We start from the raw sequence: 24813 nt of genomic DNA on the forward strand, positions 1-24813 counted from the left end.
GGGGCGTATGGAGCGTGTGCGGGCATGGGTGAATGCCATACTGGGGCGCAACGTCGCCCCCGCGCCTAGCCAATCGGACCGCCTCTTTGCGCTGAATACGGCGCAAATCACAATGGAAGTCTCGTTGGGTTTGAAGCCCACAGGTGTGGCGGCGATTGTCTTCAAGGCATTGGAATCGGCGCAGTTTGCACGCTTGCAAGCGGAGATTCGCGATTTGTTGAAGATTGCGGCGCGTGAGACGCAGACCGTGAGCCATGCCATGAAGGATACGTATGGCTATTGGTGGATTGTGTTCTACGATGACGATTTCGAGGAGTTGGTGGCGGCTATGCACCTGGTAACCAGTTCGCTGGAAGACCAGGGCTTTGGACCGTCATTGCTCGCGGCGGTCTTCGAGTATGTGGATGAAGAAGAGCACAAAGTGTACATGATTTACAATTTCAAGCGGGGGCGCTTTTATCCGTTTGTCCCCACAGGTGGCAAAACACGCGATACCGCGCGCGAGTTTCGTATCAAAGCAGTGCTGGCGAACGAATTACCCATCGAGCCAGACACCGCCCGCTGGTATCCACTGTGGGATTTACCGCTCCAACGCCCACAGCAGGGGGGCGGCAAGTCTGCTTTTGGCAATGTGATGTGATGACTACTCCCTAACAAACAACACCCCGAACAGACCAGCGTCCATTCGGGGTGTTGCTGTGCCAGCGCATGCACCTTAGTAGCGCAGAATAGCGCCAATGCCGCCTGCTTCTTGAAGCATCTTCTCGCGTAATTCGCCGCGAATCACATCGATATCATCGGCTTGCTCCACCGCCCGCTCGATAGCGAGTTCCACGACGTCATCAGTACGCAGCATCGCGCCACCGCAGAGTTCACACGTCGCCAGGTCGGCTTTGCTGGTGAGCCAACCGCACTGCGTGCATTCCGCCCCTGGCGCGATAAACCCTTCAGCGACCAGGAGCACCATCACGCGCTTCTCGTTCAGCGCATGCAGCGTCTCATCCAGCCCCATCACCCCTTTGCCGGTGTGATAGGCGTCCTGTAACTTTTGGAAGCGTTCCGCTTCGACCTGGCGCTCGATTTGCTGCTCAACTTCAAGCACGCGTTCAAGGATATCGCGCAGCCCTGCGAAGTGTTCCATTGGAATGTGCGCCGCGACCTTCTGGCGCAGGTCGTTGGGCAAGAATTCCTCAAACGCCTTCGTGTTTTCAGATTGCCCGGCGAGAATCAGGCGCGTGATGGGCGCTTGCTCGAAGAAGCGCCGCGCATCTTCCGCAACCTTTTTGAAGTGGCGTTCGATGTGGTCTTCAATGTGGCGTTGATAGCGTGCTTGCGACCAACCGCCCTGATCGTGCCAGCCGGGCACGTCGTCATCGCGTTCTTCCGCCCATTCGTCAATATCGCCCATGAAGACGCGGAACAGACGCCCATGGCGACGGTCCACAAAGATGACACCCGTCGGCTCAAACTCTTCGGCAATGCGTACCAACGTGCGCACTTGCGGGCGGTCGCCGACATAGACCATGTCGCGCACAGGGACGGGCAGCCGATAGATGTTCCAGATGTCCATTGCCGGTGCAGCAAACAGCACCAGCCCCTTGCCGTGATGCCCCGTCAGGTCAAATTCTTCTTCAAAGAACGTTTGAATGCGGTCAAACGTCTCTTTGGCGGCTTTCAGCGTTTCTTTGGGTGTGTCTTCGGCTTCCAATGCGTCATACGCCTCACGCAACAAGCGCTTTACCCGCACGGGCAATTGCGCTTCTTGCAGGCGTTGGGGTGTCATGTCCAGATAGAGCGAGACAAAGACGCCTTTATCGGCACGCAACTGTGCCAGCGATTCAATGGCTTCGGGCGTGAGCAAATCGTATGCCCGGAGGCTCATCTCCGCGTCCAGACGTTCCAGTGCTTCTTCTCGGATGGTGTTGCGTTCGGTCATAGAGCCCCCTCCTTTACCCAGGATTATTTTGAAAATATCTCAACCAACTTGCTTCAATTGCTGGCGTGCTTCTTGTACGGCTTTCTGTACGGCCTGGATTGACGTGTTCAACAACCGCGCTGTTTCTTCCAATGGGAGCCCGTGTATGGCGTGCAAGATAAACGCTTGCCGTTGCAGCGGCGGCAACTGGTTCAACAGCGCTTCGGCTTCCTCCACTTCAATCTCTTCCAGGGCTTCCTCTTCCGTCGATTCGTGTTCCTCATCCGGAATGATGTCCTCGAACGTGGTCACGTCGTCCGGCTCCCAATACGCCCACAATTGCTGGTCGGCTTCCGGGTCAACGAGCACGTCTTCAATGGAAATGTCGCCGCTCGTCATCTGATATTGACGTGCCAGTGTGGCTAACGCACGACGCACGGCGCTATAGAGCAAGGTTCGCCCTGAAACGGTTGCGCGCTGTTTGCCGCGCCGAGTGCGCCACATATCCCACGCAGCAATGACGGCTTCGTTGATGACCTCGGCGGGCGTCACGGCGCCTGGTGCAAGCGCGCCCAGCGCTTCCAGGTAGCGCAATTCACGCGCGGCGTATTCGTACAACTCATCGAAGTGCCGCTCAATCAGGCGGCGGAACCGTTCTTTTTCTTGCTTGGAAATGCGTGTTCGCGTCATGCGCCGTTGCATGGTTTGCCTCCTTTTCTGCGGCGCTTTTCGACAAAAGGGGGCGGTTCCCATTCACGAACCGCCCCCGTCTTGTGCCTTGCGTCTCCTTTGCCGATTAGGCTTCGCGGTATTCGCCTTCGACCACGTCGTCGTCAGCGCCACCCGTGGTCGAAGCACCGCTGTCGGGAGCGGCACCCGCCTGAGCCTGCTGGTACGCGGCTTGCCCCATTTGCATGGCGGCTTGTTCAAGTTCGCTCAACGCAGTGCGCAAGCGGGCTTCATCGTCGGCTTCGAGCGCGTCGCGCACGGCTTGCACCTTGTTTTCGATGTCGGCTTTCACGTCCGCCGGCAACTGTTCACCGAGTTCGCGCAACTGCTTGTCAATCTGGTATGCCAGCGCGTCCGCACGGTTGCGCAGTTCGATGTATTCCTTGCGCCGGCGGTCTTCTTCGGCGTGCAGTTCGGCTTCGCGCACCAACCGTTCGACTTCTTCCTTGCTCAGGTTGGTGCTCGCCGTGATGGTGATGCTCTGCTCTTTGCCGGTCGCTTTATCCTTCGCCGAGACGTGCAAGATACCGTTGGCGTCAATATCGAAGCAGACTTCGATTTGCGGCACACCACGCGGTGCGGGCGGGATCCCTTCCAGGCGGAAGCGCCCAAGCGTCATGTTGTCCTTCGCCAACGGGCGCTCACCTTGCAGGACGTGGATGTCCACCGCCGTCTGGTTATCTTCCGCCGTGCTGAAAATTTCGCACTTGCGCGTTGGGATGGTCGTGTTGCGCGGGATGAGCACCGTCATCACGCCACCCAACGTTTCAACACCCAGCGACAGCGGCGTCACGTCCAGCAAGAGCACGTCCTTCACTTCGCCCGCCAACACACCGGCTTGGATAGCCGCACCAATCGCCACCACTTCGTCCGGGTTGACGCCCTTGTGCGGTTCCTTGCCGGTCAACTGGCGCACCAGGTTCTGCACCATCGGCATACGGGTCGAGCCACCCACAAGCACCACTTCGTCAATGTCCTTCGCCGTCAAACCGGCGTCTTTCAACGCCTGGTTGAACGGACCTTTCAGGCGCTCGACCAGGTCTTCGGTCATCTGCTCGAACTTGGCGCGCGTCAGGCGCAGTTGCAAGTGCTTCGGACCGCTAGCGTCCGCCGTGATGAACGGCAGGTTGATTTCGGTTTCTTGCAACGTCGAGAGTTCAATCTTCGCCTTCTCGGCGGCTTCTTTCAAGCGCTGCAACGCCTGGCGGTCGTTGCGCAGGTCAATCCCTTGGTCTTTCTTGAACTCTTCAATCATCCAGTCCACGATGCGTTGGTCCCAGTCGTCACCACCGAGGAACGTATCACCAGCGGTGGCACGCACTTCGACCACGCCATCGCCCACGTCCAGAATCGAGACGTCGAACGTCCCACCACCAAGGTCGAAGACCAGGATGGTTTCGTCCTTCTTCTTGTCCAGACCATACGCAAGCGCCGCCGCCGTCGGCTCGTTGATGATGCGCAGCACTTCCAGCCCGGCAATCTTGCCCGCGTCCTTCGTCGCCTGGCGTTGGCTGTCGTTGAAGTACGCCGGCACCGTAATGACCGCTTGTGTGACCGGTTCGCCCAGGTAGGCTTCGGCGTCGGCTTTCAGCTTTTGCAGAATCATCGCGCTGATTTCTTGCGGCGTGTACACCTTGCCGGTCGCCGGAATCTTCACGCGGGCGTCACCCTGCGGGCCGGGGACGATTTCATACGGCGCGTGTTCCTTGAATTTTTGCACAACGGGGTCATCATAGCGGCGGCCCATCAAGCGCTTCACCGAGAAAACGGTGTTTTGCGAGTTGACCACCGCCTGGCGTTTCGCCAATTGCCCCACCAAGCGTTGTCCGTCCTTGGTAAACGCCACCACAGATGGCGTTGTGCGACCACCTTCGGCGTTGGGAATGACCGTCGGCTCACCGCCTTCCATCACGGCCATGACCGAGTTGGTCGTCCCAAGGTCAATGCCCAGAATCTTGCCCATAGTCATCACCTCTCTTTCAAAAATTTGGCTTCCGCGAGTTGTCTGCGGCTACCTTAGCCGTCAGGTGTTGGAAGCCTACTAGTGAAATCATAGAATTGTATTAGAAAGCAAGACGAATTTTGCCCAAAATGGCGTGTCTGCACGGGATTGGCGCAAAGTCGTCTTGCCGTCAGGGCTTTCCGGCTGGCGCGCCGCTCTTTCGTTTTCAGTCCGCCTGCGGTATAATGAAGCATCATCTCCGGAAAGCCCTTCTTGCGCGAGGGGCTTTTTGTATGCCATGGTGAAAGGATGAGGCGTATGATTGAAAAAGTCGAACAGATTGTCGCCCGGTATAACGAACTGACGCACCTCATGTCGCAACCGGAAATCGCGACCGACCCCGACCGCTTGCGTGAATATGGGCAAGAAGCGGCGTCGCTGGAGCCGCTTGTCGCGTTGCATCGCGAGTACCGCGAGGTGGAGCGGGCGCTGAATGATGCGCGCGCCATGCTTGAAGAAGACCTGGACGACGAAATGGAAGCGCTGGTGCGCGAAGAGATTCGCCAGCTGGAAGAGAAGCTGGAACAGTTGACCGAGGCGATCAAGGTTGAGTTGTTGCCCAAAGACCCCAACGATGAAAAGGACGTTATCCTTGAAATTCGGGCGGGCGCGGGGGGCGACGAAGCCGCCTTGTTTGCCGCTGACCTGGCGCGCATGTACACGCGCTACGCTGAAAAGCAGGGGTGGAAGACCGAAGTCATCAGCGCCAACGAGACGGGGATTGGCGGCTACAAGGAAATCATCATGGAAATCAAGGGGCGTGGCGCGTATTCACGCTTGAAATACGAAAGCGGCGTGCACCGCGTCCAGCGCGTCCCCGCGACGGAGTCGAGCGGGCGTATTCATACCAGCACCGCAACCGTTGCCGTGTTGCCCGAAATGGATGAGGTGGAAGTGGAAATCAACCCCGAGGATTTGCGTATTGACGTGTTCCGCTCCGGCGGGCATGGTGGGCAAAGCGTCAACACCACCGACTCGGCGGTTCGTATCACCCATATTCCCACGGGCATTGTTGTCACGTCGCAGGATGAACGCTCACAGCTGCAGAACCGCCAGCGCGCCATGAAAGTGTTGCGGGCGCGGCTCTACGAGCTGGAACAGCGCAAGCGCCAGGAAGAAATCAGTTCCGCGCGGCGCAGTCAGGTGGGCACGGGGGAACGCAGTGAGAAAATCCGCACGTACAACTTCCCCCAAAACCGCGTGACCGACCACCGCATTGGGTTGACGCTCTACAAACTCGACCAGGTGCTGGACGGCGATCTGGACGAATTCATTGACGAATTGGCAACCACCGACCAGGCGCGCCGCTTGGCGGAACTGGAAGCCGAGGAGCACGCGTGAAAACCGTCCGCGAGGCGTTGCAATGGGGAGCGGCGCGTTTGCAACACGCCAGCACCACCCCGCGCCTGGACGCCGAAGTGCTGTTGGCGGATGTGTTGGGCGTCTCCCGCGCCGGCTTGATTGCCCGCCTGCATGACACGCTCGCGCGCGATGCCTTCAAGGCGTTTCAGGGGCGCATTGCGCGGCGCGAGCGGGGTGAGCCCGTCGCGTACATTGTCGGGCGTAAAGCATTCTACGGGCGTGATTTTCTGGTGGACGCCCGCGTGCTGATTCCTCGCCCCGAAACCGAGTTGCTGGTGGAGCGTGCGCTGGCGCGGCTCGCCGACGTGCCCGCTCCGCGCATTGCCGACATTGGCACGGGAAGCGGCTGTATCGCCGTGACGCTGGCGGCGGAGCGTCCCGATGCGCATCTGATTGCCACCGATGTCAGCGAAGGGGCGCTGGCGGTGGCGCGCGCCAACGCCGAACGGCATGGCGTCGCCGACCGTGTGGATTTTCGGCGCGGCTCGCTGCTGGAACCGCTGGATGCGCCTGTGCATCTCATCGTCGCCAATTTGCCCTATGTGGGCACCGACGAGATGGAGATTCTCGCGCCCGATGTGGCCACCTACGAACCGCACGTGGCGTTGTTTGCCGGTCCAGACGGCTTGGCGCTGATTCGGGACTTGCTGGCGCAGGTGTCGCCGGCGGTGTTGTTGCCCGGCGGGGCGCTCTTGCTGGAAATCGGCTATGCGCAGGGGGAAGCCGTGGCGCGCCTGGTGCGTGAACGGTGGCCGCATGCGCAGGTCGTGCTTCACCGCGACCTGGCGGGGCTTGACCGTGTGGTAGAAATCAGCGATTTGTGGTTGACGGCCGAAGCCTAGAAAGGAGAGCATGGCAACATGGCGATGGAAACGCGCGTCTTGCCTGCTGATGACCCCCAGGCACTGGAAGAAGCCGTGCAATTGCTCCTGGCGGGGCAGGTGATTGCCCACCCAACCGATACGGTGTACGGCGTGGCGGCTGACAGCGGCAACGCCGACGCCATTCGGCGGCTCTATGAGGTCAAAGAACGCCCGCTGGACAAAGCCATTCCCGTGTTGTTGGGCGACATTGCCGATATGCTCAAAGTCGCCGACTACGTCTCACCCGCCGCCTGGAAACTCGCCGAAGCCTTTTGGCCCGGCGGTTTGACGCTGGTTGTGCCTGTGCGCCCCTGCATGCCCGCCATTCTGACCGCCGGACAGCGCACCATTGCCGTGCGCCTACCCGACCACGAGACGCCCCGTGAACTGGCGCGCCGTCTGGGGCGACCGATTGCCGCCACCAGCGCCAACCTTTCAGGGCAACCCAGCCCCGCCACCGCCGAAGAGGTGCTGGCGCAGTTGCAGGGGCGTGTGTCGCTCGTGCTGGACGGCGGTCCGGCGCGCGAGGGGATAGCGTCCACCATTGTGGATGTGAGCACGCCCACGCCGCGCATCTTGCGCGAGGGACCGATCAGCGCGGCGGAGATTGCCGAGGTGCTGGGAATTGAAATCGCCTGAGTATCGGGGGTGTGGTATACTGATGACCACCCTCGGCATTGACGCCAGCCGCGCCTTGCGCGCCCGCCGTACCGGCACCGAACGCTACGCCTATGAACTCGTCGTGCGGTTGAGTGCGCTTGCGCACCGCGCCGGCTGGCGTGTGCGGCTCTACACCGACCAGCCCCCGCCCCCTGCATTGCGCGCCGCCGCCCCCCACGCCGAATGGGTCGTCATGCCGCGCCCGCGCCTCTGGACACATACCGCCCTCGCGCCGGAACTGCGCCGCCGCCCACCCGACCTCTTTTTCGAGCCGGCGCACGTGTTGCCGCTGTGGCATCCGCCCGCCAGCGTCGTCACTGTGCACGATGTGGGCTACGAATACTTCCCCGACGCCCACACGCGCTTTCAGCGCTTCTACCTGCGCCTGACCACCCGCTGGCATGTGCGCGCCGCCCGCCTCATCCTTGCCGACTCGCACGCCACGCGCAACGACCTTGTGCGGCTCTACGCCGCCCCCCCCGCGCGTGTGCGTGTTGTCTATCCGGGCGTGGACCTTGCGCACTTTGCCCCACGCCCCCCCGACGCCGTCGCCGCTGTACGCGCCCGCTACGGCATTCATGGGCGCTACCTGCTCTATGTGGGCACGCTGCAACCGCGCAAAAACCTGCGCCGCGTGCTGGACGCCTTTGCGCAAACAGCGCCCGCCTTCCCCGACGTGCAGTTGGTGCTGGTGGGGGCGGCCGGCTGGCGCATGGACGCTTTCGCCGACCTGCTGACCGCGTTGGGCGACCGTGTGGTGCGCACAGGGTACGTGGACGATGCGGAACTTCCCGCCCTCTACACGGGCGCGGTGGCGCTGGTCTTCCCTAGCCTGTTCGAGGGGTTTGGGTTTCCTGTGCTGGAAGCGCACGCCTGCGGCACCCCCGTGATTGCCAGCACCACCACATCGTTGCCCGAAGTGGCTGGTGATGCGGCGCTGCTCGTCAACCCGCTGGAAACCAACGCCATTGCCGACGCCATGCGCCGCCTGCTGGAAGACGACGCTTTGCGCGCCGACCTTGCCGCTCGTGGACGTGCCAACGCCGCCCGCTTCACGTGGGACGCCAGCGCCGCCCACGTGTGGGATGCGCTGATGGAGGCGTACCGTGGTTGAAATGCGCCGCCTGCTCGTGGTGAAACCCGCCGACCTGGGCGATTTGCTCTTTGTCACGCCCGCACTGCGCGCCCTGCGTGAAACGTTCCCACACGCCCGCATTGACCTGTTTGCGCCGCCGCGTTCGGCGTTTTTGCTGCGCGATTGCCCCTACGTGGACGAAATTGTGGCGTTCGACAAATACGCCTTTGACGACCCGCGCGCCCTGTTGTCGCCGCGCGGCTGGTGGGCATTGGCGCGGCTCGCGTGGGACCTGCGCCGCCGCCGCTACGATGCGCTGGTCATCCCGCGCCATCTGACAACGGCGTTGGGGGCGCTGAAATTTGCCGCGCTGGCGCTTGCCAGTGGTGCGCCCATTCGCGCGGGGCTGGACAACGGGCGGGGCTGGTTCCTCACCCACCGCGTCCCCGATGAGGGGTTCGGCGCACGCCACGAAGTCGAATATGACCTGGCGGTGGTGGCAACACTGGGCGCACGCACGCGCGACCACCGTTTGTGGCTTCCATGCGATGAGCGCGCCGAGGCGTGGGCGGAGGCGCTTGTTCAGCATTGGGCGCGCCCGCTGGTGGTGATGCACCCCGGCAGTGGGGCGTACAGCACGGCGCGGCGCTGGCCCGCCGAGCATTTTGCCGCGCTCGCGGATGCCTGGTATGCGCGGCATGGCGGCACGGTTGCCTTGGTGGACGCCACAGCGGACATCACCAGCGTTGTGTGTACGCACGCCCAAGCCCCCCTGGTGGACCTGGGCGGACGCACCACCTTGCTCCAAACCATTGCGTTGTTGCGCCGCGCCGACCTGTTTGTAGGCAACGATAGCGGTCCCCTGCACCTGGCGGCGGCGGCGGGTGTGCCCGTCGTGGGGGTGTATGGTCCTTCCAACTGGCGGGCGTGGGGACCGTGGGGCGCGCACACGGCGGTTGTACACCGTGATTTGCCGTGCCAGCCCTGCTTCTATCGGGGGCATAGTTTGGGGCTTCCCGATGGCTGCCCCGACCGCCCCTGCCTGACGGGGCTTGCCCCCGAACGAGTGTTGGCAGTGATGGAGCAGATGGCGAAGCGTTGACAGCGTGCAGATCGCGCCTCACTCCGTTTGGTGCTCCAGCACCGTTTCGGCTTGTTCGTGCAGGGCGTGAAGCGCCGCCACCGTTTCGGGGGAAGGGTTCGCCCACAAGCCCCGCTCGACGGCTTCAAGCAGGCGTTCGCTGATGGCTTGAAGCGCCCAGGGATTGCTCTGTTGCAAAAAGCGTTGCATTTCAGGGTCGAGCGCGTAGCGTTGCGCCACTTCCTCGTACATCCAATCATCCACCACATCGGCGGTCGCATCGTAGCCGAAGAGGTAATCCACTGTGGCGGCGACTTCCAGCCCCCCCTTGTAGCCATGCTGGCGAATGCGTTCCAGCCATTTGGGGTTCACCACGCGCGTGCGATAGACGCGCAACACTTCTTCGCGCAAGTCGCGCACTTTCACCCGTGAGGGGTCGTGTGTATCGCCGAAGTAGTGGCGCGGTTTGCGCCCCGTGAGCGCGCGGATGGTGGCAATCATGCCGCCGTGGAACTGCAAATAATCGTCGCTGTCGAAAATGTCATGTTCGCGGTTGTCCTGATTGTGGAGCGCCACTTCGACGTGGCTCAGGCGGTGGCGGAATGTGTCGCGCGCGTCCACGCCTTGCTCGTCGGCGGTGTAGGCGTAGCCCCCCCAATTGACGTAGGCTTCGGCGAAATCGTGTTCGTTTTGCCAGTTGCCTTCTTCAATCAGCGGCAAAATGCCCGCCCCATACGTGCCCGGCTTTGAACCAAAGATGCGGTAGCGGGCGCGGCGTTCGGCTTCGTTGGCTGAAAGCCCTTGCGCCATGAGACGCGCTAGGTCGTCCAGGTAATGCTTGCGGACAAAGTTGCGGTCAAGCGGTTCGGGGCGTTCGATGACGGCGCGCACCGCCTCATCGAGCAGTGCGACCAGGTGCGGGAAGGCGTCGCGGAAGAAGCCGCTGATGCGCACGGTCACATCCACGCGGGGGCGTCCCAGTTCTTCCAGCGGAATGACCTCAACGCCCACCACGCGGCGGCTGGCGCGATGCCAGACGGGGCGCACGCCCAGCAACGCCAGCGCTTGCGCCACGTCGTCGCCGTGGGTGCGCATGGCGCTGGTGCCCCACATGCTCAACCCCACTTCTTCGGGATAGTCGCCTGTTTCGCGGCGGTAGCGTTCCAGCACTTCGCGTGCCAGGTCTTGCCCAACGTGCCAGGCGGCGGGCGAAGGCAGGGCGCGCGGGTCCACCGCGTAGAAGTTGCGCCCCGTGGGGAGCACGTGGGCGTTGCCCCGTGTGGGGGCGCCGCTGGGTCCGGCGGGGACGTAGCGCCCGTCAAGCGCGGCGAGCAGATTGGCGATTTCGTCTTCGGTTTGGCGCAGGCGCGGCACCAGGCGCGTGCAAATGAAGGCGAGCACGCAGCGCACGTCTTCGTGCGGTGTGGGAAGCGTCTCCGCCAGCACCGCTTCGATGCGGGCGGGGTCGAAGTTGTGCAGGGCGAGCGAGGCGACCAGATGATGCGCGAGTTCGTCGAGCGCCTGCACCACGTCGCCCGCGGTAATGAGGGGGCGGTCGGCAAGGTCGGCGAGCGCCGTGGGCACGTTCTCCATGCGTCGCCCAAGGGTGTCGAGCATTTCATCAAGCGCCAGCCCGAACGTGGCGGCGAGGGCGGCGCGCAGGCTGGGCGCGTCCAGGTTGGGCAGGCGGGTGAGCGCCAGCACCAAATCCACCAGGTCGTCGCCTTCGGGGATGCGCCCCAAAATGTGCAAGCCGCCGCGAATGTGCGCCCCGGCGAGTTCGCAGAGATAGCCGTCCAGGTCTTCAATGAGGTGGGCAACGTCGCGCCCTTGCATTTCGGCGAGCGAGACGGGCGTGCCGTCCTCGGTTTCGGTGGGGTCCCACTCGTGCACGTGGTCGCCGTGGTCTTGCCGCATGATGAGCGCCAAATCCTGGTCGAGGTTGGCGCGCTTGATGAGGTCCCAAATCTGGCGCTGGATGATGGGCAATTTGGCGGGGTCGAGCATTTCGACCTGGTAGTATTCATCCACCAACTGCATGAGTTCCGCGAGTTCACCGTAGCCGTCGGCGGTGGTGATGGGCGGGGTAAGGTGGTCAATGATGACGGCGTGGGCGCGGCGTTTCGCCTGTGTGCCTTCGCCGGGGTCGTTCAAGATGAAGGGGTAGATGAGCGGCATATCTCCGAGGAACGAATCGGGGTAGCAGGCGGCGGAAAGCCCAACGCTTTTGCCGGGCAGCCATTCGAGCGTGCCATGTTTGCCCATGTGGACGATGGCGTGGGCGCGCCACTCATCGCGCAACCAGCGGTAGAGCGCGTAGTAGTAGTGGGGCGGCGGCAGGTCGGGGCGGTGGTAGATGGCGTCGGGGTCCATGCCGTAGCCGCGCGGCGGTTGCAGAACCACCAGGGCGTTGCCCAAATCGAGGGCGGGCAGGCAGATGTGCCCCTCGTGGACGTAGGCGTCGCCGGGCGGTTCGCCCCATTGGCGCACGATTTCCTCGCGCTGGGCGGCGGGCAGGTCGTCGAACCAGCGGCGGTACTGCTCAGCGGGAATGCGGATGACGGCGTGCGCGAGTTGCGTTTCGGTGAGGAAGGTCTCGTCGTATGAGCCGCGTTCCAGCAGAGTGTGGATGAGCGTATCGCCGTCGGGGGGCAGGTTGTGCAGGGTGTAGCCGGCTTCGCGCATGGCGGCGAACAGGCGCATGAGCGAGGCGGGCGAATCCAGCCCAACGGCGTTCCCCACTTTGGCGGCTTTGCCCGACGAGTTGGTCAGCACGAAGGCGATGCGCTTGTGAGCGTTCGGGGTGCGGCGCAATTCAGCCAGGCGCAGCGCCAGCCCCACCACACGCGCGATGCGGTCGGGTTCGGGGGCGTAGATGGTCACGTCGAACGTGGCGGCGTCGGCACAGCAACCGCCGTCGCAAGCGGGGCGTTTTTCTTTGAACGAGATGGGCACGCCGATGATACGCCCGTCAAATTCGGGCAGGGCGACGTGCATGGCGGTATCGAGCGGGTTCAAGCCGCGCGGCGCAATTTCCCATTGCCATTTGCTCACGCCGGCGGGGATGGCTTGCACCACGGGCACGTCCAGCAGGGCAAGCGCTTCCGCCGACCAATCGAGGTCGTCGGCGGCGGGTGTGGCGCTGCTCATGGCGAACGCCAGCGTGCTCAACAGCACGTCCACACGGGCGCGTCCCCATTCATCGCGCAGGAAGGTGAACGCGGCGGGAAAGCCCTCGTCATCTTGCTCGCGGAGCGAGGCGGTGAAGACGGGCAGGGCGTTCGCGCCGTGCGCTTCGATGGCGTGCACCAGGGCGTCCACAAAGTCGAGGTTGCCGCTGAGCCAGTGGGCGCGGTAGAAGAGCACGCCCACGGTGGGGCGGGCGGGGTCGAGCCAGGTGGGGGTGGGGGTGCTTTCGGGCGCGTGGGTGGGATGGTAGCACCCATGGGCGGGCAGGTCGCGCGGCGGTTCGTAGTCGTAGGTGGTCAGCAAAAAGTGGTCGGCGAGGAAGCGGAGCAGGTTCAGCATGTTTTGGCGTCCCCCGGCGTGGAGATAGGCGGCGGCGCTTTCCAGCAAGGCGGGGTCAACGGTTGAAAGGGCGGCGAGTTCGGGGTCGGGCGCGCCGGCGCCGCTCAGCAAGAGGAGCGCGGTGTCGTGGGCGCGGGCGTGTTCAACCAGCAGGGGCATGCCGGGCACACCGCCGAGGCGTCCGAGCAGGCGCACGATGATGACGCGCGCGCCGTGCAGGCGTTCGGCAATCAGCCGCTGCATGTGCGCTTCTTGCTTGATGCTGTTCAGGCTGACGGCGTCCACGCTGGGGAAATCGTCGGGCAGGAGCGGGCGCGCGGCGGCGAGCGTGAGCAGGTCGGTGTCGGCGTGGCTCAGCAGGACGATGTCGGCGGCGGGGTGGTGGGATGGGCGCGCCGAGGCGGCGGGTGTGGCGGCGGGGGTGGTTTCGCCCGTGAGCAAACGCCCGTCGTGCGTCCAGGTGTAGTAGTCGAAAACGAAATCGGCGAGGTCGGGGGGCGGCGGCAGGTAGCCGTCGGCGGCGAGCATGGCTTCGATGTAATCGAAAATGGCGAGGATTTGCTCGCGGCTATTGACCGAGTGAAACCAGATGGGACGCCCGTCGAAGATGAGCAAAACCACGTTTGCCAGCGGGCAGGGTCCCAGACAACCGCCTTGGGTCAGGTGGACTTTGTTGCGCAGTTTGCGGCGTTCCCATTCGGTATGGTAGAGGTCGGTCGGCACGGGCGCATGCCCGCGTTCGGTATGTCCACAGCAACAGCCTGTGGCGCAGACCATGAGATGCCCGCGGTGGTGCACGACGTTGATGAGTTTTCCATCGGGACGCAGAACGCGCGAGCGGATATAGCGTGACGGCGGCATGGCATTCCTCGCTGGGTTGGTTGTCTAAAATTCGATGCCCGGCTGGGCGCGAATCTGTTGTTCCTTGAACGGGTGTTTCACAAGCCGCATTTCGGTCACGAGGTCGGCGAATTCGATGAGCGCATCGGGGGCGTAGCGCCCTGTGATGACGAGGTGCAGCATGGGCGGTTTGTGCTCACGCAGCCAGGCGATGACGTCCTGAGTGTCGAGCCAGCCGTAGTGCAGGGGGTAGGTGAATTCGTCGAGAATGACGATGTCGTATTCGCCAGAGGTGATTTTTTGCTGGGCGAGTTGCCAGCCGTGCAGGGCGCGCGCGACGGTTTCATCCATGTCGCGGCTGGTCCAGGTGAAGCCGTCGCCCGTGGGCACGATTTCGATGCCGAGTTTGCGCGCGGCTTTGTTTTCGCCGAATGAGGCGTTTTCATGTTTGAGGAATTGCAGCATGCAGACGCGCATACCGCGCCCCCATGCACGAAAGAGGATGCCGAGCGCGGCGGTGGTTTTGCCTTTTCCGTTGCCTGTGTTCACGATGACAAGCCCTTTTTTCTTCTTGGCGGCACGGGCGGCTTGGCGTTCTGCTTCTCCCATACGATGCTCCTTTCGTTTCAGGTGGTTGTGGGTGGTGAACCAAGGTGCGCGAGCAAGCGGTCGTTTTCCTCAGGACGCCGCACAGCGATGCGGATGCAGTGGGGCAAGCCGAATGAGGCGGCGTCGCGGACGAGAAGCCCATGCGCCAGGAGACGTTGGCGCATACGGGCGCCGTTGCCGACGGGCAAGAGCAGGAAGTTGGTCGTGGTGGGGTAGGGGCTCCAGCCGACGGCGTGCAGATGGGCTTCTACGCGGCGGCGTTCGACAAGCAGGTCGGCGATGGTGTGCGCCCGCCAGTCGAGGGCGTCCAGGGCGAGCAGGGCGGCGTGTTGCGCCAGGGCGTTCACGTTCCAGGGGGGCTGGGCGGCGTAGAGCCGCGCCGCGATGTCGGGCGAGGCGAGCAGGTAGCCGAGGCGCAAGCCGGCGAGGGCGAAATCTTTGGTGAGCGAGTGCAGGACGATGGTTTGCGCGCTGGGGGCGGCTGGCTGGGAGAGGCTATCGCAAAAGGCTTCGTAGGCGGCGTCGAGCAGCCAGAGCGCATGGGGGACGGCTTGGCGCAGGTGGGCGAGCGCGGCGGGCGGCAGGTAGTCGCCCGTGGGGTTGTTGGGGTTGCAGAGCACAACGATGTCGGGCGCGAGCGCCGCCAGCCGTTTGGCGCAGGCGTCCACTCCCTCGTCCGGGGCTGGGGTGAAGGTAGCGTTGGTTGTCATGCGCCAGCCGGGGCGGGGCACTACGTGGACGGTTGCGCCCGCCAGCGCGGCGGCGTGGGCGTATTCGCCAAAGGTGGGGGCAAGCACCGCCACGCGCTTCCCACGCGCCAGCACCTGCATGAGCAAGGCAATCAAATCGGCGGAACCGTTGCCCACGAGCACGTGCGCGGGGCTGACGCCGTGGAGCGCCGCCAACCGTCGGCGCACCGCCAGGCATTCGCGGTCGGGGTAGCGCGCCAGCAGGGGGGCGCTGAGCGCCTCGCGCAAGGCGGCGACCAGCGCGGGCGGGGGACCGAACGGGTTGATGTTCGACGAGAAGTCGAGCACGTCGTCGGGCGTCAGCCCCAGGCGGGCGAGTTCACCGTAATCGAGCGCGCCGTGTGCTACTGTGGACATGGGTCATGCCTGTGGGAGGTCGGTTTGCGCGAAGTCGTTGCCGACGCAGAGCAGCGGAAAAATGGGAACAAGGTGGGTGTGTTGAGAATCATGCGCCCTCCTCGCCGTATCCCAGAATGGCTTCCCGTTCGGCTTTGCTTGGAGCACGCCCCTGTTGTTCTTGAGGGATGTGCGGCCAGATTTCATCTTCCAAAAAAGCATACCAAAGTGCGAGGCGCTGTTGGGAGGGGATGCGTGTTGAGTGATGAGCCAGATAGAGTTGCAAAGCGTCCCGCATGATTTCAGTTTTCTTGCGTCCGCTCCGTTGTGCTGCTGCATTGAGAAGCGTTTCAACCTCCAGATTTTCAATAATGATTGGCATAGTTCCTCCCGTTTTGCTTGCATTTATGCTTATTGTGGGGTGCTAGCCACCATTTTTCAGCCTTTTCACCACTACGCTGAGCAGAATCAACACCATTGCCGCGCCTCTCACACGCCCCGCCAGCATGCGCGCACGCCGTATGTGCCCCGTATCGCACGGAGTATCGCCGCCGTGCAGGGTGTACGCGCCCCGCTTGCTCAGCGTGGTGCGCAGAGCGCCCGCCATGGCCGCCATGGGATGCCCCGCGTTGGGGCTGGGGGTGTGGCGGGCTTCACGCCGCCAGGTGCGCCAGGTGTGGCGTGGACGCCCTGAGACAAGCACGAGCAGCAGGGCGGTGAGGCGCGAGGGCAAGAGGTTCAGCAGGTCGTCCAGGCGGGCGGCGGGTTTGCCGAACCATTCGTAGCGCGGGGTGCGGTAGCCCCACATGGCGTCGGCGGTGTTGGCGGCGCGATAGCCCCAGGCGGCGGGCAAGCCACCGAGCAGATACCACGTCAGCGGGGCGAGCACGCCGTCGCTCAGGTTTTCCGCCAGGCTTTCCACCGTCGCCATGGCGACTTCGGTGGCGGTGAGCGTGTCGGTCTCGCGGCTGACGAGGTGCCAGCCGAGCAGATGGCGGGCGCGGGGCAAATCGTCATCAAGAAGCGCGTTTTCGACAGCGGCGACGGCTTGGTCGAGAGCGCGGGCGGCGAGGGCTTGTTTGAGCGCTGCTATTTCGGCGATGGTGCGCAGAGGGGGCGGCAGGCGTTCGATGCCGCGCGCCGCGCCGACGGAGACGCCCAGCACGCCCAACAGGGCGACTGCGCCGGCGGCGATGTCGCCCACGGGTGAGGAGGGCAGGCGGGCGCGCAGGCGGGTTTCCAGGGTGTGGGCAAAACGCCCCAGCCAGGCCACCGGATGCAGACGGTTGGGAAGTTCGCCCAGCAACTGGTCGAGCAGGAGCGCCGCCAGGGCAACAGCGGCGCGCTGGTTGTGTGGCAACAAAAAACCCGCCCAAGGGCGGGAAATGCGCGAATTGGTCTTCACGCTCGCCCCCCTTTCCGCGAAGGTGGTACACGAGCACGGTACAGGCGGAGTATCGGGCTTCACGCTCGCGGGCGTGTTACCGTTGCGGGACAGCGCCGGACTTTCACCGGTCTTCCTCCATTGTGCGCCGCGCATCCGGGCGACTGGCGCACCTGTACCGGGCGGTGTGTGGTTGTCAAAGGTGAGGGGCATTGTAGGAAAGTGCGCCCAAGAGGCAAATAGGGCGTTTTGCCGTATGCTTGCTTTGCCCCCTAAGTGGGATACAATCAAAACATGAACTTCAATGAACGCCAGGAGGCGTACCGGTTATGAATGCGCTCAATCGTTTTTTGGCTGTGCTGGCTTTGCTCAGTTTTATCATTTGCGCGCTGGCGATGGCGCTGGGCGTGTGGGCTTTGCAGATTGGACCCGTCGCCGATTTTGTGCGCCAATGGGTGAGTGATTTCATTCTCTTGCTGGCGCAACTCCCAACGTCGCAGCGGGCGACGGTGAGCGGCTTTTTCCTCCTGTTAGGGTTGGTGGCGTTTGTCCTCCTCGTGCTCGATTTGCGCCCCGCGCCGTCGAAAGAGGTGCTCTTGCCCGTGCGTTCCAGCGAAGGGGGCGAAACGGTTGTGTCCGCCAGTGCGGTGACTCGCCGCTTGAAGTTTGCCATTGACCAACTGGATGATGTGGTGGATGTGGACGCCGTGCTGAAGCCCAAGGGCGACGGCGTGGAAGCCTATCTCATTGTGCGCACGCGCCCCAACATTGACGTTCCCATGAAAGACGCCGAAATCAAGCAGGTGGCGCGCCAAGTGCTGGAAGAGCAGGTTGGCGTGAAGGTGAAGAAACTGGTGGTGAACATTGACCACTCGCCGTTTGAAGAAGAAGCCTGAAATGGAGCCTGGGCATGAAACAGTATCGCCGCTATCCCGACATGGTGATTGACCCCACGAAACAGTACGAAGCGGTTATCCGCACCAACAAAGGGGCGTTCCGCATTCGGCTCTTTGCCGACGCCGCCCCCAAAACCGTCAACAACTTCGTCTTTCTGGCGCGTGACGGCTTTTACAATGGGGTTACGTTTCACCGTGTCATCCCCAACTTTGTCGCGCAAGGGGGCGACCCGACCGGTACCGGTCGGGGAGGACCTGGTTATCGGTTCGAGGACGAAGTGCGCGGCAACCCGCACCGCCACGAACGAGGGGCGGTCAGCATGGCCAACGCGGGACCGAATACGAACGGCTCGCAGTTTTTCATCGTGTACACACCCCAGCCGCACCTCGATGGACGCCATACGGTCTTTGGGAAGGTCATCGAGGGGATGGATGTTGTGGATAGGCTGGAAGTTGGGGATGTGATGGAAGAAGTGCTCATTGAAGAATGCGACCCCGCGCCCAACGCCTGAGCCTCAACGGGCGTGCCTGGCGATTTGGTGAAGCGCCGCCCCAGCCGCTCGCTTTCACCGACGACGACCGGGCGCATGTCGCCGTCTGGCGCACGGCGCAGGTGCCCGGTCATGTGCAGGCTGATTTGCTTGACCACCACCTGCTCCCCGACCCCGACGTTGCCGATGGCGCACACCGCGCCGCCTGGGTGGAAACCCGCGATTGGTGGTACACGTGCGCCATTGACCTCGCCCTCGAACCGCACCAGCGTGCCTTTGTGCGCTTCGATGGGCTGGATTACATAGCCGATGTTTGGTGGAACACGCACCGCGTGACGCGCCACATTGGGCAGTTTGTGCCCGCGCATCTCGAACTCACGCCCTTTCTCCCCCGCGATGGACGCTCCCACACCCACACGCTCGCCGTGCGTTTCTGGGGACCCCACGCCTGGCCTGAACCGCGCTGGTCGTGGCTCGACCGCCTTTGGAAGCCGATAGCGCGGCGATTGCACCGTCCCCCCGAAAGCCTGTGCGCCTACCATCCGCGCTTGGGGCATGTGCGTTGCCAGATGAGTTACGGCTGGGATTTCGCCCCGCGCCTGCTTGCTTTCGGGCTTTGGGATGATGTCCACCTCATCACTACCGGCAGCGTGCACCTGCGCAACGTCTGGGTGGACGGCAACCCCAACGCCCCATGCGCCTGGCTCGAACTGGACGCCGCCCGCCCGGAGCGTGTGCGGCTGGAACTGCGCTGGCAGGTGGTGGGCGAACCGCAGACGCTGGAAGGCGTGACCGCCGTGGTCAACCTGCATCCGGGGCGGCAGCGCGTGCCCGTGCGGTTGCCTATCACCCAACCGCGCCTCTGGTCTCCGTGGGACATTGGGACGCCCACACGCTACGCCCTGCATGTGCGTGTTTTCGACGGCGACGGCGAAAGCGACGCCCGGCATACAACGTTTGGCTTGCGCCGGCTGGTGTGGGATGGGTGGCGTTTGCAGGTCAACGGGACGCCGTTTTTTATGCGCGGCGTCAATTGGGTGCCCGCCGACCTGCTTTACGGGCGGCTTACCCGCGCCGACTACGAACCGCTGGTGCGCGGTATCCGCGACGCCAACGCCAACATCGTGCGCGTGTGGGGGGGCGGTCTGCGTGAAAAACGCGCCTTCTATGATGTGTGCGATGAACTGGGCTTGCTCGTCTGGCAGGATTTGCCGTTCGCCTGCGCCTTCCTCGACCGCTTTCCGCGCGACCGCGCGTTTCTTGACCTTGCCGAAACCAGCGCCGCCGCCATTGTGCGGGCGGTGCGTGGGCATCCCTCGGTCGCGCTCTATTGCGCCGGCAACGAATACGGTCCGCGCCGCAACGCGCCGCTGGTGAAGCGTTTGCGGCGCGCTGTTCAGCGGGAAGACCCCACCCGTCCCTTCAAACCGCCCTCGCCGTCCGCCGGCGAATCGCACCAGTGGCTGGTTTGGCATGGGTTTGCGCCCCTCACCACCTACACCACCGACAACGCCCAAATCATCAGCGAAGCCGGCTTGCAAGCCTTGCCGTCGCTTGACACCTGGCGGCGCGCCGAACCCGACGCCCCCATTTGGCCCCCCAATCCCGCCTGGGTGCGCCGCTACGGCGAATGGAACAAAGCCGAGCGGTACGTGCGCGCCTGGCTAGGGGGGCGCATGCCCCGCTCCGCCGAAGAGGCGGTGCTGGCGAGCCAGCAGGCGCAGGCGTGGGGGGTGCAACTGGTGGTGGAACATCAGCGCCGCCGCAAAGCGGAAGCCGCAGGCGTTCTCATCTGGCAGTACAATGAACCGTGGCCGGCTATCTCGTGGGCGCTCCTTGACCATGACGGGCGCCCCAAAGCCGCCCTCAAACGTCTGGCGCGGCTCTACGCTCCCGTTGCCCCCGCGCTCGATGTGCCGCCCGCTGCCTACGCGCGCGGCGACACCTTGCGCGGCACGGTCTGGGTGGTGAACGATACCCCACACCCGCTGGATAACCTGCGCGTGCGTATTCTGGAAGGGGGGCGCGTGCGTCACGAAACCACATGCACCGCCTTGCCGTCGGCAGCGACACCGGCGTGGCGGTTCACCCTCACCCTGGACGAACCGGTCTGGCGCATCGAACTTTGGCGGGGCGAACAGGTGCTCACGTGGGAAATGTACGACCTGCGGCGTGTGGACATGGGGGCGGTGCCGCCGGCTTATCGCTTGCGCCGTTTCGTGGCAAAATTGGTCATGCGCTTCTGAACCCGACGCCTGAGAACCAGACCATGCTCAAAGATTTGCGCGAATCACTTGAACAACATCCGGTGCCCTTGCTGCGCGCCATTGCCGCCGGCTACAACCTGGACGTCAGCCGCGTGCCGCGCAGTGAATTGCCGCGCGTGCTCGCCGAGCACATCGCCCATCCCGAAACCGTGGCGTGGGTGCTGGACGTGCTCACGCCGGAAGAGCGCGCCGTGCTCGACCGCCTGATTGCCGAAGGGGGCGCTTTCCCCGCGCACCGCATCATGCGCGAATACGGCGACATCCGCGAATTGGGGGCGGGACGTTTGGAGCGCGAGCGCCCATGGGAGCATCCCATCTCACCGACGGAGCGGCTCTGGTACTTGGGGCTGATTCACATCACGTTTGGCGTGGTGGGCGAATTTCGCGGGCGCATTTGCTACATTCCATCCGATTTGTTGCCGCTGTTGCCGCCGGTGGAAACGCCGCCCGTGCAGTTTTCGGTCGAAGCGGTTGCCGAACCGCCGCATGTGCGCGCCGCCGGCTTGGCGTTTGTGGAAGACGCGTTTGTGGTACTCAGCGAATTGCAGCAAAACCCCGCCCCGCCGGTGGATGGACGCTATGTGCCGCCCGAAGTGCTGGCGCGTATCAACGAACGCCTGCGCTACCCCGAACCGCACATTGGGCACGAACGCGAAACCCGCCGCCTGGGGTTGCTGTTGCACCTGTTGCGTGCGTTGCATCTCATCGAAACCGACCGCCGCGGATTGCTGCGTCCGGCTTTGCCGCGCGTGCGCCGCTGGCTCGAAGCACCGCGCGTGCGCCGTCTCTTTTCATTGCAACGGGCGTGGGCGGCTGACCAGACATGGAACGAACTGTGGCGTGTGCCCGAACTGCGCTTTGAACGCACCGGCTGGCGCAACGACCCCTTTCAGACGCGCCGCCGTCTCCTGCACTGGTTGGCACAGGTGCCGTTGGATACGTGGGTGAGCGTGGATTCGTTTGTCGCCGCCGTCAAGCGGGTGGACCCCGATTTTCAGCGCCCGACCGGCGACTATGAATCCTGGTACATTCGAGACGCGCGCACAGGGCGCTTTTTGCGCGGCTGGGAGTCGTGGGATGAGGTGGAAGGGCGCTTGTTGCGCTATTTTTTGCGTGGCCCTCTGCAATGGCTGAACATCGTCGAAGTCGGCTACGATGATTCGCCAACCCCGCAGGCTATTGCGTTCCGCATCACGCGCGAAGGGGCGGCTTTCCTGGGGCACGACGTCGCGTTGCCTGCCCCGCCCCCCCGTCGCCCGGTGCGCATCGAACCGGACGGCGCCATTTTTGTGCCCGAAGGGGCGGACGATTGGGAGCGCCTGCACCTGGAACGCTTGAGCGTGCCGATAGAACCGCCGCACCGCTACCGCCTGGACCGTGAGCGCATCATCAACGTCTTGCTGGAAGGGAGCCACCCCGACCGGATTATCGCCTTCTTGCGGCACACCGCCGACAACGCCCTGCCGCCCGAAGTGGAAGAACAATTTTGGGCGTGGGTCGCCGGCTTCGGGCGTATGCGTGTGCGCCGCGTTGTTCTGCTGGAAGTGGATAGCCCGGAGTTGTTGGAAGAGGTGCGCCGATTGCCGCATCTGCGCCCCTTCATCCGCGAAGTGCTCAACCGCCGCACGGTGGTGGTGGATGAAGACCGCGTGGACGACCTGATTGCGGCTTTGCGCCGTGCGGGCTACTTGCCGCGGGTCGAAGAGTGGTGAAACAAAACAGCCCCGCGCGGGGGCTGTTTGTGGTGCTTTGCGTGTTCCTCAGCGGGGGCGTCAATCTTTGCGGCGGCGACGGAAGAACCGCCCGTACAAGAGTTGTTCCAGGCTGGTGATTTCTTTCGCTTGCCGCATAGCCGTGTCAAACCGCTCGACTTCCTCTTGTTCAACCCCTGTATCCCATTGCTCTTGTTGTTCCAGAAGTGTAGCAATCATCTGCCGCAGGCGCTCGTGTTGCTCTTGTTCCTCAACGGGGTCGCTTTCAAGGAAGGCTTGCAACAGGCTCAACGTGTCTTGCAAGGCGTTCACCCAATGGCGCAGGGCGGCGCGGTTGGAGAAGAGCAGCGTGTACAGTTCTTCCACATCGTTGGTCGGCAATGCCGTGAACGCCGCAAACGTTTGGTCCACCATCTCGCGCATTTCGCGCCAAGTGGGGGAAGTAAAGATCCGGTGCCCATATGCCACTTTGAGCATGAGCGGGATTTGGCGCATCGCCGCGACCATCGAATCGTTTTCCTCGGCGCTGATGAAGAGCGGTTCAGCCCCGATGACCTGCACAACGTTTGTGACCAAGTCAAGGGCGGCGCTCTTGGCGTTGGCCGACGGCACAAGGGCAATGCGTTTGCCTGTGAAAAGTGTCGCCGAGGCGCCGGCCGGACCACGAGAAGGCACGGACACCAGCGGGTTCGTGCTGATGAAGTGCACCGTATCGGGCAAAAATTCCGTCGCCCACGCCAGCACCGGCTTTTTCAACTCGGCAACATCCATCACCACCGCGTCGGGGCGCAGGTCTTCGGCAATGTGCAACAGTGTTTCGCGGATTGCCGACAACGGCGTTGCCAGAATGACGAGGTCGGCGCCTTCAACGGCTTTGGGCAAGTTCCAGTGGGTATGGTCAAGCGCCCCCATTTTGAGCGCCTGACCGGCGTGTTCGTGTTCAAGGTCGTGTCCGGTGATTTCGACCGACGCCTGGCTGTTTTTCAGCGCCAACCCCAAAGAGGTGCCAATGGTTCCCGTTCCGATGATACTCACTTTCAATTGACTCATGCGCCTTTGCTCCTTTCGCACATTCAATTCGCGTCATCTACCGCTTGCAAAGCGGCAAGGTGTTCGTGCAAGTGTGGCGGGCACTCGCGCCCGTCCTGGTGGGCGCGGATGAGCGCGACCACATCGGCGTGAGCGCCGGCGTGCGCCGCCATCTCGGCGCCGATTGCCGGGTGGTGGGCTAATCGTACCAGCGGTTGCCGCCAGCGCGCAACCGGCGCCGTGCGGTCTGCCAGCGTTTCCAGCAGGCGGGGGGCGAACCGTTTCAGCAAGACGTAGAGCACACGGTAGACAATCGGCACGCCCCCGGCTTTGCCGACATCGTGCAGCAAGGCGGCTTGCAGAAGAATGGGGTCATCGTAGCCTTGTCGCATCAACGCCCGACAGACGCGCGCGGCGTGCGCCTGGTCGCTGGGCGACATGCCCCGAAACAGCGCCATGAGCGGCGGCGGCAGCAGGGCGGCTGCCAGGGCGTCATCGTCCGCCGCTGGGCGATCGAGCAGGTGGCGAACCACTTGCTGAATGCGATAGAGCCAGCGCGCCCGGTTCATAGGCTACCCAAGCAACAGGGTGAGAATGAGACGAATGGGCGGGCTGATGAGCATGCCAAGAATGTCCAGCCCAATGAAACGGGGCAGGAAAATCAACACCAACAGCAACAATGGCCCCATCTCCTGAATGCGCTGGTACTGGAGCATCCACGCCGGCGGGATGAAAAAAGCCAACACCTTCGAGCCGTCAAGCGGCGCAAGCGGAATGAGGTTGAAAACCGCCAGCACCACGTTGAGTAAAATCACGTTCCAGTATATCAAGCCAAGGCTGGGAATGAGACGCCCCCCTTGCGTGGCGAGGTCAACCACGCCCAGGCGCAAGGGAAGAGCGAACAGAATCGCCAGCACGATATTCGAGAGCGGTCCCGCCGCCGCCACCAGTGCCAGCCCACGCACGCCCCCCGGCAAGTAGCGCGGGTTGCTGTTGACGGGTTTCCCCCAGCCAAAGCCGGCGATGAAGAACAAAAGCGTGCCCAGCGGGTCGAGGTGAGCACGCGGATTGAGCGTGACGCGCCCTTCGCGGCGTGGTGTGGGGTCGCCCATCTGGTCGGCAACCCACGCATGGGCAAATTCGTGCACCGTAATCGCAAGCACAACCGCGATGGCAACAGCGATGAATTCGGCAACGGAATTGACAAACAAGGCCGCGCTCCTTTGGCTTCGATTGGGTTTGCGCCTCAAAGTATAACACACATTGGGAAAATTCCAGCGCGTGG

At 63.4% G+C, this 24813-nt stretch carries 21 protein-coding genes and 1 riboswitch; of the genes, 10 read left to right on the forward strand and 11 right to left on the reverse strand.

Going from position 1 to position 24813, the window contains the following annotated elements; translation table 11 throughout:
• Nucleotides 1-7: 7 nt before the first annotated feature.
• Nucleotides 8-640, forward strand: coding sequence for a PspA-associated protein PspAB (pspAB, locus tag SE16_RS10520; RefSeq protein WP_054491787.1), 633 nt, complete (start codon nucleotides 8-10; stop codon nucleotides 638-640).
• Between the two features lie 75 nt (nucleotides 641-715).
• Here the strand turns inward: pspAB and SE16_RS10525 are convergent, their stop codons facing one another.
• The 3 genes from SE16_RS10525 to dnaK form a co-directional block, all read right to left on the reverse strand.
• Nucleotides 716-1936 carry a VLRF1 family aeRF1-type release factor gene (locus SE16_RS10525; RefSeq protein WP_054491788.1) on the reverse strand — a complete coding sequence of 407 codons (1221 nt, stop codon included), beginning with the start codon at nucleotides 1934-1936 and terminating at the stop codon, nucleotides 716-718.
• A 39-nt stretch (nucleotides 1937-1975) separates the two neighbouring features.
• Nucleotides 1976-2617, reverse strand: a complete 642-nt coding sequence (locus tag SE16_RS10530; protein WP_054491789.1) for an RNA polymerase sigma factor — start codon at nucleotides 2615-2617, stop codon at nucleotides 1976-1978.
• A gap of 94 nt (nucleotides 2618-2711) precedes the next feature.
• Nucleotides 2712-4607 (reverse strand): molecular chaperone DnaK, encoded by a 1896-nt coding sequence (gene dnaK / locus SE16_RS10535; RefSeq protein WP_054491790.1) that lies wholly within the window; start codon nucleotides 4605-4607, stop codon nucleotides 2712-2714.
• A 297-nt stretch (nucleotides 4608-4904) separates the two neighbouring features.
• Here dnaK and prfA point away from each other — a divergent pair, with 297 nt between their 5' ends.
• Genes prfA through SE16_RS10560 form a run of 5 tightly spaced genes read left to right on the forward strand, consistent with a single transcriptional unit; the run spans nucleotide 4905 to nucleotide 9708 of the window.
• On the forward strand, nucleotides 4905-5987 hold the full coding sequence (prfA, locus tag SE16_RS10540; RefSeq protein ID WP_054491791.1) for a peptide chain release factor 1: 1083 nt from the start codon (nucleotides 4905-4907) through the stop codon (nucleotides 5985-5987).
• Nucleotides 5984-6850, forward strand: coding sequence for a peptide chain release factor N(5)-glutamine methyltransferase (gene prmC, locus SE16_RS10545; RefSeq protein ID WP_054491792.1), 867 nt, complete (start codon nucleotides 5984-5986; stop codon nucleotides 6848-6850). The genes prfA and prmC overlap by 4 nt, the downstream gene beginning before the upstream one ends.
• 18 nt (nucleotides 6851-6868) lie before the next feature.
• Entirely contained in the window at nucleotides 6869-7510 is a 642-nt protein-coding gene (locus SE16_RS10550; protein ID WP_054491793.1) for an L-threonylcarbamoyladenylate synthase, read from the forward strand.
• A gap of 22 nt (nucleotides 7511-7532) precedes the next feature.
• A complete protein-coding gene (locus SE16_RS10555; protein WP_060687570.1) occupies nucleotides 7533-8645 on the forward strand; it encodes a glycosyltransferase family 4 protein in 1113 nt (370 codons plus the stop codon).
• Nucleotide 8646: 1 nt separating this feature from the next.
• A complete protein-coding gene (locus SE16_RS10560; protein WP_235472295.1) occupies nucleotides 8647-9708 on the forward strand; it encodes a glycosyltransferase family 9 protein in 1062 nt (353 codons plus the stop codon).
• Nucleotides 9709-9726: 18 nt separating this feature from the next.
• On the opposite strand, the gene SE16_RS10565 is transcribed toward SE16_RS10560, so the two are convergent.
• From SE16_RS10565 to cbiB, 5 genes are all read right to left on the reverse strand, one after another.
• On the reverse strand, nucleotides 9727-14076 hold the full coding sequence (locus SE16_RS10565; protein WP_060687572.1) for a cobaltochelatase subunit CobN: 4350 nt from the start codon (nucleotides 14074-14076) through the stop codon (nucleotides 9727-9729).
• Between the two features lie 24 nt (nucleotides 14077-14100).
• Nucleotides 14101-14664: a cob(I)yrinic acid a,c-diamide adenosyltransferase gene (gene cobO, locus SE16_RS10570; RefSeq protein WP_054491682.1), complete on the reverse strand. Its 564-nt coding sequence runs from the start codon at nucleotides 14662-14664 to the stop codon at nucleotides 14101-14103.
• Nucleotides 14665-14681: 17 nt separating this feature from the next.
• Entirely contained in the window at nucleotides 14682-15770 is a 1089-nt protein-coding gene (locus tag SE16_RS10575; protein WP_054491683.1) for a pyridoxal phosphate-dependent aminotransferase, read from the reverse strand.
• A gap of 88 nt (nucleotides 15771-15858) precedes the next feature.
• The gene (locus SE16_RS10580; protein ID WP_054491684.1) at nucleotides 15859-16131 is read right to left on the reverse strand and encodes a type II toxin-antitoxin system VapB family antitoxin; all 273 of its coding nucleotides are present in this window, start codon (nucleotides 16129-16131) and stop codon (nucleotides 15859-15861) included.
• 42 nt (nucleotides 16132-16173) lie between these two features.
• Nucleotides 16174-17154 carry an adenosylcobinamide-phosphate synthase CbiB gene (gene cbiB / locus SE16_RS10585; protein WP_160316922.1) on the reverse strand — a complete coding sequence of 327 codons (981 nt, stop codon included), beginning with the start codon at nucleotides 17152-17154 and terminating at the stop codon, nucleotides 16174-16176.
• Between the two features lie 26 nt (nucleotides 17155-17180).
• Nucleotides 17181-17325: riboswitch (cobalamin riboswitch) on the reverse strand.
• A gap of 137 nt (nucleotides 17326-17462) precedes the next feature.
• Between cbiB and SE16_RS10590 the strand changes: the two genes are divergently transcribed.
• From SE16_RS10590 to SE16_RS10605, 4 genes are read left to right on the forward strand one after another with little or no spacing between them, the layout of a single operon-like run.
• Nucleotides 17463-18029 carry an Asp23/Gls24 family envelope stress response protein gene (locus tag SE16_RS10590; RefSeq protein WP_054491685.1) on the forward strand — a complete coding sequence of 189 codons (567 nt, stop codon included), beginning with the start codon at nucleotides 17463-17465 and terminating at the stop codon, nucleotides 18027-18029.
• 14 nt (nucleotides 18030-18043) lie between these two features.
• Nucleotides 18044-18541: a peptidylprolyl isomerase gene (locus SE16_RS10595; protein WP_054491686.1), complete on the forward strand. Its 498-nt coding sequence runs from the start codon at nucleotides 18044-18046 to the stop codon at nucleotides 18539-18541.
• Entirely contained in the window at nucleotides 18517-20766 is a 2250-nt protein-coding gene (locus tag SE16_RS10600; RefSeq protein ID WP_054491687.1) for a glycoside hydrolase family 2 protein, read from the forward strand. The genes SE16_RS10595 and SE16_RS10600 overlap by 25 nt, the downstream gene beginning before the upstream one ends.
• A complete protein-coding gene (locus tag SE16_RS10605) occupies nucleotides 20670-22499 on the forward strand; it encodes a hypothetical protein (RefSeq protein ID WP_152917990.1) in 1830 nt (609 codons plus the stop codon). The genes SE16_RS10600 and SE16_RS10605 overlap by 97 nt, the downstream gene beginning before the upstream one ends.
• A 60-nt stretch (nucleotides 22500-22559) precedes the next feature.
• Here the strand turns inward: SE16_RS10605 and SE16_RS10610 are convergent, their stop codons facing one another.
• From SE16_RS10610 to SE16_RS10620, 3 genes are read right to left on the reverse strand one after another with little or no spacing between them, the layout of a single operon-like run.
• Nucleotides 22560-23549 carry a prephenate dehydrogenase gene (locus SE16_RS10610; protein ID WP_054491689.1) on the reverse strand — a complete coding sequence of 330 codons (990 nt, stop codon included), beginning with the start codon at nucleotides 23547-23549 and terminating at the stop codon, nucleotides 22560-22562.
• A gap of 23 nt (nucleotides 23550-23572) precedes the next feature.
• Complete coding sequence (locus SE16_RS10615; RefSeq protein WP_054491690.1) at nucleotides 23573-24097, reverse strand: hypothetical protein; 525 nt, start codon at nucleotides 24095-24097, stop codon at nucleotides 23573-23575.
• A 3-nt stretch (nucleotides 24098-24100) separates the two neighbouring features.
• Entirely contained in the window at nucleotides 24101-24739 is a 639-nt protein-coding gene (locus SE16_RS10620; RefSeq protein WP_054491691.1) for a site-2 protease family protein, read from the reverse strand.
• Between the last annotated feature and the right edge of the window lie 74 nt (nucleotides 24740-24813).

The organism is Ardenticatena maritima (assembly GCF_001306175.1).
GTDB classification, from domain to species: domain Bacteria; phylum Chloroflexota; class Anaerolineae; order Ardenticatenales; family Ardenticatenaceae; genus Ardenticatena; species Ardenticatena maritima.